The organism is Pseudonocardia sp. D17 (genome assembly GCF_036984265.1).
In the GTDB taxonomy this organism is placed as follows: domain Bacteria; phylum Actinomycetota; class Actinomycetes; order Mycobacteriales; family Pseudonocardiaceae; genus Pseudonocardia; species Pseudonocardia benzenivorans.
Window position 1 is genome coordinate 185,468 of record NZ_BPRG01000141.1, and the last position, 18,446, is coordinate 203,913.

14 protein-coding genes are annotated in these 18,446 nt (G+C 75.2%); 8 read left to right on the top strand and 6 right to left on the bottom strand.

The features are described 5' to 3' along the window. Positions 1-61 precede the first annotated feature (61 nt). Together hrpB and PSD17_RS22445 are read left to right on the top strand one after the other, a co-directional pair. The gene (gene hrpB / locus PSD17_RS22440) at positions 62-2,491 is read left to right on the top strand and encodes an ATP-dependent helicase HrpB (protein WP_339124419.1); all 2,430 of its coding nucleotides are present in this window, start codon (positions 62-64) and stop codon (positions 2,489-2,491) included. Between the two features lie 121 nt (positions 2,492-2,612). After that, on the top strand, positions 2,613-3,680 hold the full coding sequence (locus PSD17_RS22445) for a YlbL family protein (protein ID WP_013677626.1): 1,068 nt from the start codon (positions 2,613-2,615) through the stop codon (positions 3,678-3,680). Between the two features lie 109 nt (positions 3,681-3,789). Here the strand turns inward: PSD17_RS22445 and PSD17_RS22450 are convergent, their stop codons facing one another. Both PSD17_RS22450 and PSD17_RS22455 read right to left on the bottom strand, forming a co-directional pair. Then, complete coding sequence (locus PSD17_RS22450; protein ID WP_013677625.1) at positions 3,790-4,698, bottom strand: 1,4-dihydroxy-2-naphthoyl-CoA synthase; 909 nt, start codon at positions 4,696-4,698, stop codon at positions 3,790-3,792. A gap of 84 nt (positions 4,699-4,782) precedes the next feature. After that, positions 4,783-5,292 carry a TetR/AcrR family transcriptional regulator gene (locus PSD17_RS22455; protein WP_339124421.1) on the bottom strand — a complete coding sequence of 170 codons (510 nt, stop codon included), beginning with the start codon at positions 5,290-5,292 and terminating at the stop codon, positions 4,783-4,785. Positions 5,293-5,338: 46 nt separating this feature from the next. Here PSD17_RS22455 and PSD17_RS22460 point away from each other — a divergent pair, with 46 nt between their 5' ends. Further along, positions 5,339-5,863, top strand: coding sequence for a GNAT family N-acetyltransferase (locus PSD17_RS22460; protein ID WP_339124422.1), 525 nt, complete (start codon positions 5,339-5,341; stop codon positions 5,861-5,863). A gap of 172 nt (positions 5,864-6,035) precedes the next feature. Here the strand turns inward: PSD17_RS22460 and PSD17_RS22465 are convergent, their stop codons facing one another. After that, a complete protein-coding gene (locus tag PSD17_RS22465; RefSeq protein ID WP_049803525.1) occupies positions 6,036-6,749 on the bottom strand; it encodes an ANTAR domain-containing response regulator in 714 nt (237 codons plus the stop codon). A gap of 220 nt (positions 6,750-6,969) precedes the next feature. On the opposite strand from PSD17_RS22465, the gene PSD17_RS22470 reads away from it, so the two are divergent. The 4 genes from PSD17_RS22470 (at position 6,970) to PSD17_RS22485 (ending at position 12,234) form a co-directional block, all read left to right on the top strand. Continuing rightward, positions 6,970-9,903, top strand: a complete 2,934-nt coding sequence (locus PSD17_RS22470) for an FAD-binding and (Fe-S)-binding domain-containing protein (RefSeq protein ID WP_445261032.1) — start codon at positions 6,970-6,972, stop codon at positions 9,901-9,903. Between the two features lie 33 nt (positions 9,904-9,936). Next, positions 9,937-10,635, top strand: coding sequence for a DUF998 domain-containing protein (locus PSD17_RS22475; RefSeq protein WP_339124423.1), 699 nt, complete (start codon positions 9,937-9,939; stop codon positions 10,633-10,635). A gap of 399 nt (positions 10,636-11,034) precedes the next feature. Then, the gene (locus tag PSD17_RS22480) at positions 11,035-11,862 is read left to right on the top strand and encodes an aldo/keto reductase (protein ID WP_339124424.1); all 828 of its coding nucleotides are present in this window, start codon (positions 11,035-11,037) and stop codon (positions 11,860-11,862) included. Positions 11,863-11,925: 63 nt separating this feature from the next. Further along, positions 11,926-12,234: an adhesin gene (locus PSD17_RS22485; RefSeq protein WP_013677618.1), complete on the top strand. Its 309-nt coding sequence runs from the start codon at positions 11,926-11,928 to the stop codon at positions 12,232-12,234. A 44-nt stretch (positions 12,235-12,278) separates the two neighbouring features. On the opposite strand, the gene PSD17_RS22490 is transcribed toward PSD17_RS22485, so the two are convergent. Both PSD17_RS22490 and PSD17_RS22495 read right to left on the bottom strand, forming a co-directional pair. Then, the gene (locus PSD17_RS22490) at positions 12,279-13,919 is read right to left on the bottom strand and encodes an ABC-F family ATP-binding cassette domain-containing protein (protein WP_339124425.1); all 1,641 of its coding nucleotides are present in this window, start codon (positions 13,917-13,919) and stop codon (positions 12,279-12,281) included. Between the two features lie 17 nt (positions 13,920-13,936). Further along, positions 13,937-15,223 (bottom strand): aspartate aminotransferase family protein, encoded by a 1,287-nt coding sequence (locus tag PSD17_RS22495; protein ID WP_339124426.1) that lies wholly within the window; start codon positions 15,221-15,223, stop codon positions 13,937-13,939. 81 nt (positions 15,224-15,304) lie between these two features. On the opposite strand from PSD17_RS22495, the gene menD reads away from it, so the two are divergent. Then, positions 15,305-16,933 (top strand): 2-succinyl-5-enolpyruvyl-6-hydroxy-3-cyclohexene-1-carboxylic-acid synthase, encoded by a 1,629-nt coding sequence (menD, locus tag PSD17_RS22500; RefSeq protein WP_041760069.1) that lies wholly within the window; start codon positions 15,305-15,307, stop codon positions 16,931-16,933. A gap of 247 nt (positions 16,934-17,180) precedes the next feature. Here the strand turns inward: menD and PSD17_RS22505 are convergent, their stop codons facing one another. Then, entirely contained in the window at positions 17,181-18,386 is a 1,206-nt protein-coding gene (locus tag PSD17_RS22505) for an isochorismate synthase (protein ID WP_013677605.1), read from the bottom strand. Positions 18,387-18,446 lie beyond the last annotated feature (60 nt).

An 18,446-nucleotide genomic window follows, 5' to 3' on the forward strand; every position in this document is an offset into this window, starting at 1 on the left:
CTCATGCGGCCGGACCCGCCCCGTGGGCCCCGCCCCGTCCGGCAGGGGAGACTCCCCGGTGATGCGCCTGCCAGACCTCCCCGACCTGCCCGTGCGCAGGCACCTCGACGACGTCGTGGCGACGCTCGCCGCGCACGGCACCGCGGTCCTCGTCGCACCCCCGGGCACCGGCAAGACGACGCTCGTCCCGCTCGCGCTGGCCGCCGCCGAACCGGGCCGCGTCCTCGTCGCCGAACCCCGCCGGCTCGCGGCCCGCGCCGCCGCGGCCCGGATGGCCTCGCTGCTGGGCGAGCGGGTCGGCGGGACCGTCGGGTACGCGGTGCGCGGCGACCGCAAGGTGTCGGCGGGGACCCGCGTCGAGATGGTGACGTCGGGCCTCCTGCTGCGCCGCCTCGCCGCCGACCCGGAGCTCGCCGGGGTGACGACGGTCGTCCTCGACGAGTGCCACGAGCGGCATCTCGACGCCGACCTGCTGCTCGCGCTGTTGCTCGACGCCCGCGCCGGCCTGCGACCCGACCTCCGGCTGCTCGCGACGTCGGCGACCGTCGCCGCGACCCGGCTCGCCGCGGTGCTGGGCGGCGCTCCCGTGCGGGAGATCGCGGCGCGCACGTTCCCGGTCGAGGTCTCCTACGCGCCGCCCGCGCGTGGGGAGAGGATCGAGGCCTGCGTGGCCCGTGCCGTCCGTGCGGTGCTGGACCGGGGTGACGTGCTCGCGTTCCTGCCCGGTGTGGCGGAGATCCGGCGCACCGCCGCCGCACTCGACGGTGTCGACGCCGACGTCGTGCCCCTGCACGGGCGCCTGCCCGTCGCCGAGCAGGACCGCGCGCTCACCCCCGGACCACGGCGGCGCGTCGTGCTCGCGACGGCCGTCGCCGAGTCGAGCCTGACCGTCCCGGGGGTGCGGGCCGTCGTCGACGCCGGGCTCGCCCGCGTCCCACGCGTCGACCACCGCCGCGGCCTGGCGGGGCTGGTCACCACGAGGGTGTCGGCGGCCGTGGCCGAGCAGCGGGCGGGCCGTGCCGGTCGCGAGGCGCCCGGCCGGGCCGTGCGCTGCTGGGCCGCGGGAGAGGTGCTCGCGTGGTTCCCGGAGCCGGAGATCCGCACGGCCGACCTGACCCGGCTCGCGCTCGACCTCGCCGAGTGGGGTACCCCCGACGGGACCGGGCTGACCTGGTGGGACCCGCCGCCCGACGGTCCGCTCGCCGCCGGCCGCGAGGTCCTGCGCTCGCTCGGTGCCGTCGACGCCGGCGGCGCGATCACCCCGCGCGGGCGCGACATGGCCGGCCTCGGCCTGCACCCCCGGCTCGCCCGGGCCCTGCTCGACGGCGCCGCGGCCGTCGGGAGGCGGGCCGCGGCCGAGGTCGTCGCGCTGCTCGACGACGACACTCTGGCGACCGGCAGCGACGTCGACGACGTGCTGCGCGGGCTGCGGACGGGCTCGGCCCCCGGCGCCGGCCGCTGGCGGGCCGAGGCGCGGCGGCTCGAACGGCTGGTGGACCGGGAGACGGCCGGGCGTTCCGGGGTGCGTTCCGGGGCGGCCGAGGTCGTCGCGCTCGCGCATCCCGAGCGGCTCGCGCGTCGTCGTGCGGGCGGCGGGCCGGTGTTCCTGATGGCCGGCGGGACGGCCGTCGAGGTGCCGCCGGGCCCGCTCGCCGACCACGAGTGGCTCGCCGTCGCCACCGCCGACCGGACGCCCGGCGTCCAGCACGGTCGGGTCCGGCTCGCCGCGGCCGCCGACCGCGAGCTCGCCGAGCGCGTCGCGGCCACCCTGCTCGCCGACACCGACGAGGTCGCGTGGGTCGACGGCGACGTCCGCGCCCGCCGGGTCCGGCGGCTGGGCGCGATCGTCCTGGACGAACGCCCGCTGCCCGCCCCGGACCGGTCGGCGGTCCGCGCGGCGCTGCTCGACGGCCTGCGCACCGAGGGGCTCGGCCTCCTGCACTGGAGCGCGTCCGCCCGAGCGCTGCGCGACCGCGTCGCGACCCTGCACCGGGTGCTCGGCGACCCGTGGCCCGACGTGTCCGACGAGGCCCTGCTCGCCGACCCCGACCGCTGGTGGACCGGCCCGCTCGACCGCGCCCGCCGCCGCGCCGACCTCGGGAAGGTCGAGGCCGGGCAGATCGTCCGGATGCTGCTGGACCCGGCCGTCGCCCACCGGCTCGACGAGCTCGCCCCCGAACGCCTCGAGGTGCCGACGGGCTCGCGCATCGCCCTGGACTGGTCGGGCGACCAGCCCGTCCTCGCCGTGCGGCTGCAGGAGGTGCTGGGCTGGACGGCGACGCCGACCGTCGCGGGCGGGCGGCTCCCCGTGCTGCTGCACCTGCTCTCGCCCGCGGGCCGGCCCGCGGCGGTGACCGCGGATCTCGCCTCGTTCTGGACGGGCGGGTACCCGCAGGTCCGCGCCGAGCTGCGCGGCCGGTACCCCAAGCACGACTGGCCCGTCGACCCGCTGACGGCCACTCCCGGCAGGGGGCCGCGGCGTCGGACCTGATCGTGCGACCCGGGCCGCGCGGCCGTGCTCAGGGACGCGTCGTATCGTCCGGGGTGATCGGGCGGTCGGGGGCGCCGTCCCACCCAGGCATTCCAGGGAGTCCGCACGTGTCAGGTGTCCGGTGAGCGCCACCCCCGCCCCGCCCACGCCCCGGGTTCGCCGTCCCGGTCCGAGCACCGTGCGGCTGCTGCTCGCCGTCGCCGGCCTGCTGGCGGTCTGCGTGCTCGGTGCGACGGTCCCGGTGCCGATCGTCGCCCTCGGCCCCGGCCCGACGTTCAACACCCTCGACACACAGGACGGCAAGCCCGTCGTCGACATCTCCGGGCTGCCCACCTACCCGACGTCCGGGCACCTGAACATGACGACGGTGTCGGTCACCGACGGGCTCACGATGTTCCAGGTCCTCGGGGCCTGGGCGAACCCCGACCAGCAGGTGGTCCCGCGCAGCGCGGTCTTCCCGCCGGGCCAGACCCAGCAGGAGGTCGACGCCAAGAACGACGCCGACTTCGACAGCTCGGAGACCGACGCCGTCTCGGCCGCGCTGACCTTCCTCAACCTGCCCGCGCAGGTGATCGTCGGCCCCGACATCCCCGGGATCCCGGTCAACCCCGTGCTGCGGCCCGGCGACCGGATCGTCTCTGTGCAGGGCAAGCCGATCACGAAGATCGCCGACATCCGCGCCGCGCTCACCGGGACGGCGCCGGGTCAGCAGGTCCCCGTCGACATCGTCCGCGGCGAGGGCGCCCAGCAGACCGTCACCGTCACGTTGATCCAGCTCAGCGGCAGCACCCAGGGCGGGCTGGGCATCGCCCCCGTAGCCCGGCCCGCGGCGCCCGACGACTCGATCACCATCTCGCTCACCGGTGTGGGCGGACCGTCGGCGGGGCTCATGTTCTCCCTCGCCGTCGTCGACCGGCTCACCCCGGGCGAGCTGACCGGCGGGAAGTTCATCGCGGGCACCGGCGAGATCACCGCGACCGGCGACGTCGGCGCGATCGCGGGCATCCCGCTCAAGCTGATCGCGGCCGAGGACGCCGGAGCGCAGGTGTTCCTCGTGCCGTCGGCCAACTGTGCGGAGGCCAAGGCCGCGGCGCCCGCGGGGATGACGTTGGTCAAGGTCGACCGGCTCGACGAGGCCGTCGCCGACCTCGACACGATCCGCGCGGGCGGGACGGCCCCCGCCTGCTGACCCGCTCCGCCGCCTGCGCTGACCCGCCCCGCCCCGAGCGCAACCTGAGCGTCCTGCCGAGCGGCTCCGACGACGATGAGGTTGCGACCGGGCGTGGGCGCGACGGCGCTCAGTAGTGCCAGGGATAGGGCGCCCAGTCGGGCTCGCGCTTCTCCAGGAACGCGTCGCGCCCCTCGACGGCCTCGTCGGTCATGTACGCCATCCGCGTCGCCTCACCGGCGAACAGCTGCTGGCCGACGAGCCCGTCGTCGGCCAGGTTGAACGCGTACTTCAGCATCCGCTGGGCCTGCGGTGACTTGCCGTTGATGAGCGTGGCCCACTCCAGCGCGACCTTCTCCAGGTCGGCGTGCGGGACGACCCGGTTCACCGCGCCCATCGCGTGCATCTCCTCGGCGGTGTAGGCCTGCCCGAGGAAGAAGATCTCGCGGGCGAACTTCTGCCCGACCTGCCGGGCCAGGTACGCCGAGCCGTAGCCGCCGTCGAAGGAGCCGACGTCGGCGTCGGTCTGCTTGAACCGGGCGTGCTCCGCGCTGGCCAGCGTCAGGTCGGCCACCGCGTGCAGCGAGTGCCCGCCGCCCGCCGCCCAGCCGTTGACGACGGCGATGACGACCTTGGGCATGAACCGGATGAGCCGCTGGCACTCCAGGATGTGCAGCCGGCCGGCCCGGCCGGGCTCGACGGTGTCGGCCGTCTCGCCCGAGGCGTACTGGTAGCCGCTGCGGCCGCGGATCCGCTGGTCGCCGCCCGAGCAGAACGCCCGGCCGCCGTCGCGCGGGGACGGGCCGTTGCCGGTCAGCAGCACGCAGCCGACGTCGGAGCTCTGCCGGGCGTGGTCGAGCGCGGTGTACAGCTCGTCGACCGTGCCCGGACGGAACGCGTTGCGCACCTCCGGGCGGTCGAACGCGATCCGCACCGCGCCCGTGGACACGGCCCGGTGGTAGGTGATGTCGGTGAAGTCGAAGCCCGGGACGGCCGTCCAGGCCTCGGGATCGAACAGCTCGGAGACGGCGTCGCTCACGCAGCGGACCCTACGTCGCGCCCGGGTTCGGGCCCGCGACCGGTCGACGCCGCCGATGTCCGCACTGTCCGGTGGCACCTGGGGCTAGGGAGCGAAGGCCTGCACAGCGGCGGTGGTGCGGGCTCGGTCACCCGTGGCGAGGAGGTCGAGGAGCGCGCCACGCAAGAGCGCCAGTGCGGCGGTCGCGGCGGGTTCGGTGAGGGTCCGGCGCAGGACGGCGAGCCAGTCCGCCACCGTCGCCTCGGCGAAGCCCGCCCACGGCCCGTCGGGCTCGACGAGCGAGCGGGCGTAGCCCTCGACCCACAACCGCAGGAGACCGCGGTGCTCCGGGGCGGCGAGCCACTCCCAGACGGCCGCCACGGGGACCTCACCCGGCGGGAGCCCGTCGAGCTCGGCCTCGCGAGCCCGCGCCAGCAGGGCCCTGACCAGGCCGTCCTTCGAGCCGAACAGATACAGGAGCACGCGCGGACTGGTCTCGATCGCCTCGGCGAGCGGGCGCAGCGACATGCCGGCGAGGCCGTGCTGCAGGGCGTAGGCGTACGCCTTCTCCAGCAGCTCGGCCCGGCGGGCCGACCCTTGCGCATCCCGGGGCACGCGGTCCACCCTACTGAAACGAGTGTTTCAGTGAAAGGGGGAGGTCATGGAAATCCGAGAACTCGGCAGGCCGGGTGACCTCGGCTGGGTCGTCGCCGCGCACGGCGAGCAGTACGCGCGGGAGTTCGGCTGGGACGCGTCGTTCGAGGCGCTCGTCGCACGGATCGTCGCCGACTTCGGCGCCGGCGCGGCGGGGTCTCGTGCGTGGATCGCCGAGCTGGAGGGCCGCCGCGTCGGCTGCGTCTTCTGCGTCCCCGGACGGGACTCGACCGCAGTCCTTCGCCTTCTGCTCGTCGACCCCGCCGCACGCGGCCACGGGCTCGGCACCCGGCTCGTCGCCACCTGCGTCGACTTCGCCCGCACCGAGGGCTACGAGCGCCTCCGGCTCTGGACCAACGACGTGCTCGCCGCCGCCCGGCGGATCTACCTCGACGCCGGCTTCCGACTCGTCGCCGAGAGGCCGCATCACAGCTTCGGAGCCGACCTCGTCGGCCAGGACTACGAACTCGACCTGACCAACCGCGCGACCCGGGCCGTGCGGCTCGGTGACCGACCGCCGGGGTCGGGGTAGACCGGCAGGAGCGGGTCCGGTGAAGCGGGGCCGCAGTCGAGCGTTCCCCGCCGTCCCAGCCGACACACGTCGTCCCGGACGGTCGTCGGTGTCAGCGGCTCCTGACCGGTCCTGCCCGGACGGGCGCGGACGCCGCGCCGCGGTGCCGGCACCTCGCGCCGGCGCTGCCGGTTCAGTGCCAGGCCTGCCCGTCCCGGTCGCGGCGGCTCGCGGTGTCGCCGTCGCGCCGGGTCGTTCCGAGCTCACTCGAGAGGGCGCGGGCGATGTCGCGGGGCAGCGGGGTTCCCGCGGGGAGCGCACCGACGATCTCGACCGCGACGTCGCGCAGCTTGCGGTTGACCGCCTGCGAGAGCGTGATCAGCAGCCGGAACGCGTCGTCCTCCGAGCATCCCTTCAGCTGCATCAGCATGCCCTTGGCCTGCTCGATCACCGGGCGGCTGCGCAACGCCGTCTCCAACTGGTCGGCGCGTCCGAGCAGCTCGTCGCGCTCGGTGCCCAGGTCGACGACGGTCCCCACGGCCGCGACCACCTCCGCCCCGTCGAGGTCGGGCTCGACGAGGACCAGCAGACTGCGCGCGGGCCCCGAGCCGTCGGCGACCCGGAACATCCCGCAGACGGGCGCGCCCTTCGTGACGGCCTCGGCGATCGTGGCCGCGCCGTCCGCCGTCGACAGGGAGAGCACGTCGCGGGGGTCGAGGTGACGTGCGGGGCCGGCCGGGAGCACCGGCCATGTCCACGCGCCCGTGGCGAGGTCCAGCCTGAACCGGCCGACGTGGTCGGCGGTCGCGGGTCGGCTGAGGGCCTCGATCGTCGGGGACGGATCGAGGTCGTCGTGCATGGGCACCTGTCCAGCGGGCTCGGTCTCGGCGTTCTGACCGCGGGCCACGCTGCTGGACCTGCGCCGGGCGACGTTACCAAGTGCGGGCGACGGGTGGAGCGGCTGCTCCCGCTCGGCGAAGCACCGGGACGGGCTGCGCGGGCGGGAGCCGGCCGGTCGCGCGCCCGCTGTGGCCGCCGGCGGCAGGAGCGGCTCGGCGCACCGCCGCGGTCGGGGTCGGGGCGGCCCGGTGGGCGCGGCACGGCGTCGGGAGCAGAGACTGGGGGACGTGCGCACCGACGGGACCGCCGACCTCGCTGCCGACCTCGCCGCCGACCTCGCTGCCGACCTCGCCGCCGACCTCGCTGCCGACCTTGCCGCAGCCGTGTCCGGAGGCGTCCGGTTCGATGCCGCGCACCGCGCGATGTGGTCGGCGGACGCGTCGAACTACCGGCGGGTGCCGATCGGCGTGGTCGCCCCCCGCGACGCCGCAGACGTCGAGGCCGCGCTCGAGGTCTGCCGCCGCCACGACGTCCCGGTCCTGCCGGTGGGGGCGCGCACGTCGATCGCCGGGCAGGCGGTGAACACCGCCGTCGTGCTCGACTTCCGCGCGCACATGAACCGTGTCCTCGACATCGACCCCGAGGCCGGGACCGCCCGCGTCCAGCCAGGGGTCGTGCTCGACACGTTGCGCGACGCCGCCCGACCGCACGGTCTGACCTTCGGCCCGGACCCGTCGACGCACTCGCGCTGCACGCTCGGCGGCATGATCGGGAACAACGCCTGCGGGTCGCACTCGGTCGCGTGGGGCAAGACCGTCGACAACACGGTGTCGCTCGACGTCCTGACCTACCGCGGCGAGCGGCTCACCGCCGGCCCCGCCTCGACCGGCGACATCCCGGACCGGCTGCGCGCCCTGGGGTCCCGGCTGGCGGGTGAGATCCGGTCGTCGGTCCCGGAGCTCACGCGCCGGGTCTCGGGGTACAACCTCGACAGCCTCGTGCCCGGTGCCTTCGACCTGGCGAAGGCGCTCGTCGGGACGGAGGGCACCTGCGCGGTCGTCACCGAGGCCACGGTGCGCCTCGTCGAGTCCCCGCCGGCCCGCGCACTGGCCGTCCTCGGCTTCCCCGACGCCTACGTCGCCGCCGACCACGTCATGGTCGTCCGCGAGCACGCCCCGTTGACGATCGAGGGGATGGACGCCGGGCTGGTCGCCGCCCTGCGTGCGCACGACCCCCTCGAGCGGGCCACCGAGGCCCTGCCGGAGGGCGGTGGCTGGCTCTACGTCGAGACGGGTGGGGCGACGCGGCGGGAGGCCGAGGCCGCCGCGGCAGCCGTGGCGGCGGCGATGCGGTCCTACGGGGCGACGAGCGTCGTCGTCGGCGACCCGGCGGCGCAGAAGGCGTTGTGGCGCATCAGGGAGGACGGCGCGGGCATCCTCACCCGCAGCCCCGACGGCGGCGAGGCGTGGCCCGGCTGGGAGGACGCGGCGGTCCCGCCGGAGAGGTTCGGCGCCTACCTGCGCGAGTTCGACCGGGTGCTGGCCGACCACGGCCGCCGCGGCGTCTACTACGGGCACTTCGGCGACGGCTGTCTGCACGTGCGCATCGACTTCGATCTGCTCTCGCGCAGCGGGATCGCCAACTTCCGGGGTTTCATGGAGGCCGCGGCCGACCTCGTCGTCGCGCACGGCGGGTCGCTCTCCGGCGAGCACGGCGACGGCACCGCCCGTGCAGAGCTGCTGCCGCGCATGTACCCGCCGTCGATCATCGAGGGGTTCGAGGAGTTCAAGGCAGTCTGGGATCCCGACGACCGGATGAACCCCGGCTGCCTCGTGCGCCCCGCCAAGCTCGACGACGACCTGCGCGTCTTCGTCGGGATGCCGTCCATCGCCGACACACCGCAGCTCGCGTTCGCCGACGACCGCGGCAGCTTCACCCGCGCCACGCGGCGCTGCCTCGGCGTCGGGCGCTGCGTCACCGGATCCGGCGGGGTCATGTGCCCCAGCTACCGCGCGACCGGCGAGGAGATGCACTCCACCCGCGGCCGGGCGCGACTGCTGTTCGAGATGGCCAACGGGCAGGTCGTCGGTGGTGGGTGGGACTCGCCCGACGTCGCCGAGGCGCTCGATCTCTGCCTGTCCTGCAAGGGCTGCAAGCGCGACTGCCCGGTCGGCGTCGACATGGCCGCGTACAAGGCGGAGTTCCTCGCCCAGCACTGGGCCGGACGCCGCCGACCCGCCTCGCACTACTCGATGGGCGCGCTGCCGCGGTGGCTGGGGATCGTCGGCAGGCTGCCGGCGCGGCTGGTGGACGCCCTCAACGCGGCGGCGCGCGGGCCGCTGGCGGCGCCGGCGAAGCGCCTCGCCGGGATCGACCCCCGACGCGCCATCCCGCCGATCGCCCGGACCTCGTTCACCCGCAGCGCCGCCCGCCGCCCGTTGCGTGCCGTCCGTCCCGCACGAGCCCGACGTGGGCGGCTGCTGCTCTGGCCGGACACGTTCACCGACCACTTCGACCCGGCGATCGCGACCGACGCGGTCGCGGTGCTGGAAGCCCTGGGCTACGCCGTCGAGCTCCCGCCGCGGGCGGTGTGCTGCGGGCTGACCTGGAAGTCCACCGGACAGCTGGACACCGCGCGGAAGGTGGTGGCGCGCAGCCTGCGCACGATCCGTCCGTGGCTCACCGCGGGTGTGCCGGTGGTTGGGCTGGAGCCGTCGTGCACGGCCGCGCTGCGCGCCGACGCGGCCGAGCTGCTGCCCGACGACCCCGACGTCGCGCTGCTCGCCGACGGGGTGCGGACGTTCGCCGAGGTCCTTGCCCGGCACGCCGACGAGCTCCCCGGACTGGTCACCGCGCCCGGCGGCCGCGCGCTCGTGCAGGTGCACTGCCACCAGCACGCCGAGCTGGGCGTCGACGCCGACCGGACGGTCATGCGCGCGTTGGGGATCGACGCCGAGGTGCTGGACTCGGGCTGCTGCGGGCTCGCCGGCGACTTCGGGTTCGAGGACGGCCACTACGACGTCTCGATGGCGTGCGCCGAACGCGTCCTGCTGCCGGCCGTCCGGGCGGCCGACGCCGATGTCGCGGTGCTGGCCGACGGCTTCAGCTGCCGGACCCAGCTGCGTCAGGCCGGGACCCGCGAACCCGTCCACCTCGCCCAGCTCGCGGCCCGCGCCCTCGGCCTCCACCGGGGGAACTCGGGGCCGGTCTCCGATCGTTGACTTCTCAACAGGAGGGCGACGAGGGGGAGCCGTGTGCCCAGGGACACCGTGTCGCGGGGGTTGGCCGCGGTCGGCGGGCTCGGCGTCGCGCTGGCGATCGTGCTGGTCGGGGCGCTGCACGTCGTCTCCGCCGGTCGCGTCGACCCCGTCCGCCGCACGATCAGCGAGTACGCCCTCGGCCCCGACGCCTGGTTTTTCGACGTCGGCGTGATCGCGCTCGCCGTCGGGTCGCTGGCCGTGCTGGTGGCGCTGGCGCGCACCCGGGTCCTGCGGCCGCTCTCCGGGGCGACGGTCATGCTCGCGGTGTGGGTCCTCGGCATGGTCACCGTGGTCGTGTTCGAGAAGACGAACTGGGCGGTCGGACCGAGCGTCGGCGGCTACATCCACCGCTACGCGAGCCTCGTCGCCTTCCTCGCGCTGCCGATCGGGGGGCTGCTCGTCGCGCGCGGGCAGCGCGGCAGGTCGGAGTCGTTCGCCGCCCGGGTCTGGACGCGGGTGCTGGCCCTGGCGTCGCTGGGGTGGTTCCTGCCGATCCTGTGGGGCTTCGCGCTCCGCCCGATCACCGGCCGCTCGTGGTGGAACACCATCCCGCTGGGCCTGGTCGAGCGGGGGCTGGCGCTGACCGAGGTGCTGCTCGTCGCGACGCTGGCGGTGTGGGCGGCCCGGGCGGCGGGGCCGCCGGCGAAGGCCGTGGCGCCGGGTGGGACGGTCGTCGAGCCGGCCCGCGCGTGAGGTGTCCCGACGGGCCGTGGCCCCGTGGTGATCGTCGAGCGAGGGACATGGGCGCATCCTGGTGCGCGCATGTCCCTCGAACGCTGATCACAGCGGAGGATGTCGCGCATGTCCCGCATTCGGCGATCACCCGGGCGGGGCCACCACGAGCGCTTCCCCCGCGGCCGACCCTGAACGCGGCCGCGCGCGGCCACCCTGAACGCGGGCCACGCCGGGTGCGGTCACCCCGACTGCGATCACGCCGGGCGCGGCCGCACCCGGCGAACCAGGAGTGGTCAGCCCGGCGCGCCGGGCACCCCGGTCGCGGCGGTCCAGGGCCACAGAGGGCCCGCGCGCATCGTCGGACGATCGTGCGCAGGCGACAGGGTGTGGCGGCGCCGCATCGGGTAGACCGGTCGTATGAGCTCTGTCCCCAACCTGACGTTGAACAACGGCGTCGCGATACCGCAGTTCGGTTTCGGCGTCTTCCAGGTCGGTCCCGGCGAGACGGTCGAGGCGGTCCGCCAGGCGCTCGACGCCGGCTACCGGCACATCGACACCGCCCAGGCCTACGGTAACGAGGCCGAGGTGGGCCGCGCCCTGGCCGAGTCGGGACTCGCGCGCGACGAGGTCTTCGTCACCACCAAGCTGGCCAACGACCGGCAGGGCCGCGACTCCGCGGTCGCGGCGCTGGGCGAGAGCCTGGAGAAGCTGGGCCTCGACCACGTCGACCTCTACCTGATCCACTGGCCCCGCCCGCAGGCCGACGTCTACGTCGAGACCTGGGAGGGCCTGGAGCGGTGCGCGAAGGACGGCCTCGCCCGCGCGATCGGCGTCTCCAACTTCCAGGTTGCGCATCTCGAGCGCCTCGCCGCCGAGACCGGCACCGTCCCCGCGGTCAACCAGATCGAGCTGCACCCGCTGCTCACCCAGGCCGACCTGCGCGAATACCACGCGGCGCACGGGATCCTCACCGAGGCGTGGGCGCCGATCGCCAAGGGCGGCGAGCTGCTGTCCGACGAGCGGCTGGTCGCGATCGGGCAGGCGCACGGCAAGTCGGCGGCCCAGGTCGTGCTGCGCTGGCACATCCAGCTGGGCAACATCGTGTTCCCCAAGTCGGTGACGCCGTCGCGGATCCGGGAGAACATCGACGTCTTCGACTTCGCGCTCTCCGACGAGGAGATGGCGACGGTGAGCTCGCTCGACGCGGGCACCCGACTGGGTCCGGACCCCGACCGGTTCGGCTGAATCGACGTGACCGGCGGCTCGGCGGGCGTGCGAGCGCCCGGACACGTGCCTAGTGTGGGGTGAATGTTGGCAATCACCGAGACCGCGGCAGAGGCCATCAAGTCATTGACGGCCGACGCAGAACTCCCCGACGGAGGGGGTCTGCGCATCGCCTCCACCGAGCCCGACCAGGGCCTGGAGCTGTCGCTCGCGGCCCAGCCGGTCGAGAGCGACACGGTGCTCACCGGCGACGGGGTGACCGTGTTCCTGGAGCCCGCGGCCGCGGAGGTCCTCGACGACAAGGTGCTGGACGTGCAGCCGGTCGAGACCTCCGAAGGCCAGGAGCTCCGCTTCGCGATCGGCCCGCAGGCCGAACCCACGCCCGAGTCCTGACCACCCTCGTGAGTGGCAATCGTCGCCATGGCGACGATTGCCACTCACTGTGCTTCGTCGACCTTCCCCGCGTCGACGTGCCAGCGCCGCGTCGCGCGGACGGTGTCGAGCATCCGGCGGTCGTGGGTCACCAGCAGTACGGTCCCGGGGAAGTTCTCGACGGCCTGTTCGAGCTGCTCGATCGCGGGCAGGTCGAGGTGGTTGGTGGGCTCGTCGAGCACCAGGAGGTTGACCTCGCGGGCCTGCAGCAGCGCCAGCGCCGCGCGGGTCCGCTCGCCGGGTGACAGCGACGACGCCGGGCGCGGCACGTGCTCGCGGGTCAGCCCGAACTTCGCGAGCAGCGTGCGGACGTCGGAGTCGTTCCAGTCCGGGACCGCCTCGCCGAACGCGCGGGCCAGCGACGCGTCGCCCATGAACAGCCCGCGCGCCTGGTCGACCTCCCCGACCCGGACCCCGGACCCGAGCCCGGCGGCTCCCGAGTCGACCGGGATGCGGCCCAGCAGGGCGGCGAGCAGCGTCGTCTTGCCCGAGCCGTTGGCCCCGGTGACGACGACCCGGTCCGCCCAGTCGACCTGGACGCTCACGGGGCCGAGGGTGAACGACCCGCGGTGCACGACGGCCGCGTCGGCGTACGCCGCGACGGTTCCCGAGCGCGGGGCCGCGGCGATCGTCATGCGCAGCTCCCACTCCTTGCGGGGCTCCTCGACGACGTCGAGCCGTTCGATCATCCGCTGCGTCTGCCGGGCCTTGGCGGCCTGCTTCTCGCTGGTCTCGGCGCGCTTGTTGCGGCCGATCTTGTCGTTGTCGGTCGACTTGCGACGTGCGTTGCGCACGCCCTGCGCCATCCAGTTGCGCTGCATCTGGGCGCGGTCCTTGAGTCCGCCGAGGGTGTCGGCGTAGTCCTCGTAGGCCTCGCGGGCGTGCCGGCGGGCCACCTCGCGCTCGGCGAGGTAGCTGTCGTAGCCGCCGTCGTACACACCGACCTGCTGCTGGGCGAGGTCGAGCTCGACGACGCGGGTCACCGTGCGCGCCAGGAACTCCCGGTCGTGGGAGACGATCACGGCGGGCGAGCGCAGGCCCGTCACGAAGCGTTCGAGGCGTTCGAGCCCGTCGAGGTCGAGATCGTTGGTGGGCTCGTCGAGCAGCAGCACGTCGTAGCGCGAGAGCAGCAGCGCCGCGAGACCGGCGCGGGCGGCCTGCCCACCCGAGAGGGCCGTCATGGGGGTGTCGAGGTCGACGCCGAGGCCGACCTCCGCGCTCACCGCGCCGGCGCGTTCGTCGAGATCGGCGCCGCCGAGGGAGAGCCAGCGGTCGAGCGCGGTGGCGTACAGGTCGTCGGCGCCCGCGGCACCGTCGGACAGCGCGGCCGCGGCGGCGTCCATCAGCTCCTGCGCGGCAGTGACCCCGGTGCGCCGGGACAGGAACGCGGCGACGGTCTCGCCGGGCCGCCGGTCGGGTTCCTGCGGCAGGTGGCCGACGGTCGCGTCGGGCGGGCTGAGGGCGACCGAGCCCTCCTCGGGCCGATCCTCGCCGGCCAGCAGCCGCAGCAACGTCGACTTGCCGGCGCCGTTGGCGCCGACGAGTCCGACCACGTCGCCGGGCGCGACGACGAGATCGAGCCCGGAGAACAGGACGCGGGCGCCGTGGCCGGCGGCGAGATCGGTGGCCTGCAGGGTCGCGCTCATGACGACCCGAAACTACGTCACCCCGTGGCGACGTTCGTCAGAGCCCGGTCGAGGATGTCCAGCCCGAGGTCGACCTCGGAGTCGGCGACGGTCAGCGGCGGCGCGATGCGGAACACCCCGCCCATGCCCGGCAGCTGCACGACGTTCATGTGCAGCCCGAGCGCCAGGCACTCGGCGGTGACGGCGCGGCCCAGCTTGTCGGCGGGCTCCCTCGTCGTGCGGTCGGTGACGAGCTCGATGCCCTGCAGCAGCCCGCGGCCACGGACGTCGCCGATGCAGTCGTGCCGGGCGGCCAGCTCGCGCAGCCCGGCCCGCAGCCGGGTGCCCAGCTCGGCGGCCCGCGCGACCAGCCCGTCGCGGCGGACCACGTCGAGCACGGTCAGCCCGACGGCGGCGGGCAGCGGGTCGGAGACGTGCGTGGTGAAGAAGAGGAAGCCGCCTTCGTGGCAGCGCTCCTCGATCTCGGCGGACGTGATCGTCGCGGCGAGCGGGAGCCCGGCGCCGAGCGTCTTCGACAACGTCAGGATGTCGGGGACGACGCCGTCGCGCTCGAAGGCGTACATGGTGCCGGTGCGGGCGACACCGGTCTGCGCCTCGTCGAGGACGAGCAGCATCCCGCGTTCGTCGCACTTGCGCCGCAACGCCTCCAGGTATCCGGGCGGCAGCTCGACGACCCCGCCCGACGACAGGATCGGCTCCACCAGGCACGCCGCGAGCGCGCCCGCCGACTGCCGGTCGACCAGGTCCCAGGCGACGTCGAGCTCGGTGCGCCAGTCGTCGCCGAACACGCTGCGGTAGGCGTAGGGCGCCGGGATCGCGAGGTTGCCGGGGATCGGCGGGCCGTAGCCGCGCCTGCCCGCGCTGTAGGTCGCCGACGCGGCGCCGCCGGTCATGCCGTGCCACGACTGCGCGAAGCTCACGACCTCCCAGCCGCCGGTGTAGAGCTTCGCCATCTTGAGCGCCGCCTCGTTCGACTCCGCGCCCGTCGTCAGCAGCAGCGTGCGCTCCAGCGGGTCGGGCAGCGTCGCGGCGAGCTCGCGGGCCAGGTCGACGACCGGGCGCGACAGCATGCCGCTGAAGAGGTGGTCCAGCGTCGCGACCGACTCGCGGACCGTGGCGACGACGTCCGGGTGCGAGTGCCCGAGCACCGCGCTCATCTGGCCCGACGTGAAGTCGAGGATGGCCCGGCCCGTGGAGTCTCGGACGAACGAGCCCGCCGCGCTCTCGATCACGGCCGGGGTGAACGGCCCCCCGTAGCGGACCAGGTGCCGCTCGACGTCGTCCCAGAAACCGTCCTCGCCCATGCACGCCTCCGTCGGGGTGATCCAGCCGACGATATGCGCCGCGCCGCCGTCCGCGGTTCGTCCGTTCGTAGACTCGCGTGGGTGAACCCCTCGACGGCCCAGGCCAGGGTCATCGTCGACGAGCTGGTGCGATGCGGCGTCGGCGACGTCGTGCTCTGCCCGGGGTCGCGCAACGCCCCGTTCGCGATCGCGCTGCACGACGCCGACGCCGCCGGCAGGCTGCGGCTCCACGTCCGAATCGACGAACGCACGGCCGCGTTCCTCGCGCTCGGGCTCGCGCTGCGCTCCGGCCGTCCCGTCCCCGTCTGCACGACCTCGGGCACCGCGGTGGCCAACCTGCACCCGGCCGTGCTGGAGGCGTCGTACGCCGGGGTGCCGCTCGTCGCGCTCACCGCCGACCGGCCGCCCGAGCTGGTCGGCACCGGCGCCAGCCAGACCGTCGTGCAGCCGGGGATCTTCGGCGACGCCGTGCGGCACGCCGCGGTGCTGGCCGTCGCGCGCTCGGAGGCGGGGCAGCAGGGCCGCTGGCGCGCCGCGGTCGACCGGGCGCTGGCCGCCGCCCTCAGGGAACCGGGCCCGGTGCACCTCGACGTCCCGTTCGCCGAGCCCCTCGTGCCCGACGACGACACGTCCTGGCCCGACCCCCTGGACGGCCGTGCCGGCGGCCGCCCGTGGACCGCTGTCGCCCCGGGGATGCCGGCCGCCTCCGAGCCGTTGCCGCTCGACCCGGCCGCGCCGACGGTCGTCGTCGTCGGGCCGGGAGCGCCCGCCGGGCTCGACCTCGCGGGCCTACCGGTCGTCGCCGAGCCGTCGTCGGGGTACTGGGGCGCGGGGTTGCGCGCGGGGCCCTGGCTGCTGGGTGATCCGTCGTTGCGGCCGGCCCAGGTCGTCGTCGCCGGTCGGCCGACGCTGCACCGCCCCGTGCAACGGCTGCTCGCCGACCCCGCCGTCGCCGTCCACGCGATCGGCGACGGCGCCCCCTGGACCGACGTCGCCGCAACCGTCCGCGCCGTCGGGTCGCTGCCGGCGATGCGGCCCGACGCGGGCTGGCTCGCCCGCTGGCAGGCGGCCGACCGGGCCGCGTCCGTCGCCCTCGACGCCGCGCTCGCCGACGACGCGCCCACCGGGCTGCGGCTCGCGCACGCCCTCGCCGCGGCGCTGCCCGACGGTGCCGCGCTGGTCCTGGGCTCGTCGAACCCCGTGCGGGACATGGCGTTGGCCGGGGCGCCGCGGGCCGGGCTGACCGTCGTGTCCAACCGCGGCGTCGCGGGTATCGACGGGACCGTCTCCACCGCCACCGGTGTGGCACTCGCCCACGACGGACCGACCTTCGCCCTCCTCGGCGACCTGACGTTGCTGCACGACACCACCGGGCTCGTGCTCGGCCCCGACGAGCCCGCCCCCGACCTGACGTTCGTGGTGCTCAACGACCGCGGGGGTGGCATCTTCAGCCTGCTCGAACAGGGCGCTCCCGCACACGCGGCGTCCTTCGAGCGGGTCTTCGGGACCCCGCACACCGTCGACGTCGCGGCGCTGTGCGCGGCGGTCGGTGTCGCCCACACGGCCGTCGACGATCCCGCGAAGCTCGCCGAGGTGCTGGGGGTCCCCGCGGGGCGGACGCTCGTCGAGGTCCGCGCCGAGCGTGGCGACCTGCGCGACGGCCACGCCCGGCTGCGCGCCCGGATCGACGCGGCACTGTCAGGGCTCTGACCTGCCTGCCGGTGCCGCCGACCGCCCCGGCCGCCCGAGTTCGACCCGCTTCAGCGCAACCTGGGCGTCGTGTTCGGGCCTCGGGAGAGCGGTGAGGTTGCGCGCGGAAGCTCGGGCGCAACCTGAGCGTCGCGTGCGGGCCTCGGGAGAGCAGTGGGGTTGCGTTTCGGCTGTCGGGCGCAACCTCGCCGTCGCTCCCAGGCCGGTCGACGGCACCGAGGTTGCCGCGGCGCGGCGGGTGCCGGGCTCAGCCGCCGACGAGCGTGCCCTCCAGGGCCTCGCGGACGGCGACGAGCTTCGCCGCGGCCTCGCGGACCTCGGAGTCGGGGTCGGAGTCGGCGACGATGCCGCAACCGGCGAACAGCCGGGCGGTGTTGCCGTCGAGCTGCGCGCACCGCAGCGCGATGCCGAGCTCCCCGTCACCCGCGGCGTCGATCCACCCGACGGGACCGGCGTAGCGGCCGCGGTCCATCCGCTCCAGCTCGGCGATGACCTGCAGCGCCTCGGTCCGCGGGGTGCCGCCGACCGCGGCGGTGGGGTGCACGTCGGCGACGAGGGTCAATAGGGACGCGCCGTCGCGCAACACGCCGCGCACGTCGGAGGAGAGATGCGAGACGTTGTGCAACGCCAGGATCGACGGCTCGGACGGGACGTCGAGCGTGCGGCAGTGCGGACGCAGCGTCGCGGCGAGGGAGTCGACCGCGAACGCGTGCTCGCGCTGGTCCTTGGCCGACGCGAGAAGGGCGGCGCCGATGTCGGTGCCGGCGCCGGCGGGGTCGTCGCCCGGCCAGATCGTCCCGGCCAGCACCCTCGAGGAGACGACCTCACCCTCGCGGCGCAGCAGCAGCTCGGGCGTGGCGCCGACGAGACCGTCCACGGAGTAGGCCCAACACGTCGGGTAGTGGTGGGCGAGCCCGGCGAGCAGGAACCGCGCGTCGAGCGGCTGGTCGGCGACGGCCAGCAGGTCGTGGGCCAGCACGGCCTTCTGCGGCTGGCCGGCGCGCATCCGGCGGACCGCCTCGGCGACGGCGCCGCGGTAGTCGGCGACGGTCATGTCGCCGTCGTCGTAGCGCAGGGCGCCGCCCACCCGCACCGGCACGGCCTGGCGCATCGCGGTACGCACGCCGTCGCCCGCGAACTCGGTGATCCAGGTGCGTCCGTCACGGCGCCCGACGACGACCCGCGGCACGACCAGCACCGATCCGGGGGACCGATCGGCGAAGGTGAAGCTCGCGAAGGCGACCGCCCCGGTGCCGGGCACGCCGACCTCGTCGCGCACGTCGAGCCGGGCGGTGAACGAGCGCCACCACGCGTCGGCCTCGGCGAACCGGCCGGAACCCGTCCCGGTGAACCGCGCGACCTCGCCCCAGCCGACGAGCCCCTCGCCCTCGCGGACCCAGGACAGGGGACGGTCGTCGGGCAGCAGGTCGAGCAGGCGGCCCGGGTCGTCCACCGTGCGGGTCCGCACGCGAAGCGGAGACGGTGATGGAGCGACGGTCACGTCCACCGAGGG